Annotated in this window: 1 protein-coding gene; it reads right to left on the minus strand. The window is 67.6% G+C overall.

The features are described 5' to 3' along the window. Nucleotides 1–429: FAD-dependent oxidoreductase (locus tag AC5RV2_RS18990; protein WP_494093616.1), on the minus strand; the 429-nt coding region annotated here is incomplete at both ends.

Raw genomic sequence — 429 nt, forward strand, 5'->3', positions numbered from 1 at the left:
CCTGCAGCACGTCGGTGATGGGCTTGCGCTTGGCCTGGTAGGTGCGCAGGGCGTCCTGCAGGTCGGAGCCGTCCTTGATGGCGTCGGCCAGCCAGGCAGCATCCTGCATGGCGGAGTTCGCGCCCTGGCCCTGGTGGTGCAGCATGGCGTGCGCGGCATCGCCCACCAGGGCAACGCTGTCGGTGTGCCAGGTCGGCTGCTTGTCGATGTCGTAGACGCCGCGGTTCGTCATCGAGGGAATGTCCAGTTCCTGGCCGATCTTCTGCAGGCGCTCGTCGAAGCCCTCCAGCAGCGACCCGATGTACTCGTGGGTGACTTCCGGCGCCCAGGCGGTGTCGTCGCTCGGGGCGGTGATGTCGAAGGACACCTGGTTGCGGTGGCGCAGCGGCAGGAAGTACACGGTGGTGCCGTTCTGGCCCACGTAGACGC

The organism is Arthrobacter sp. Y3225116, from assembly GCF_059091245.1.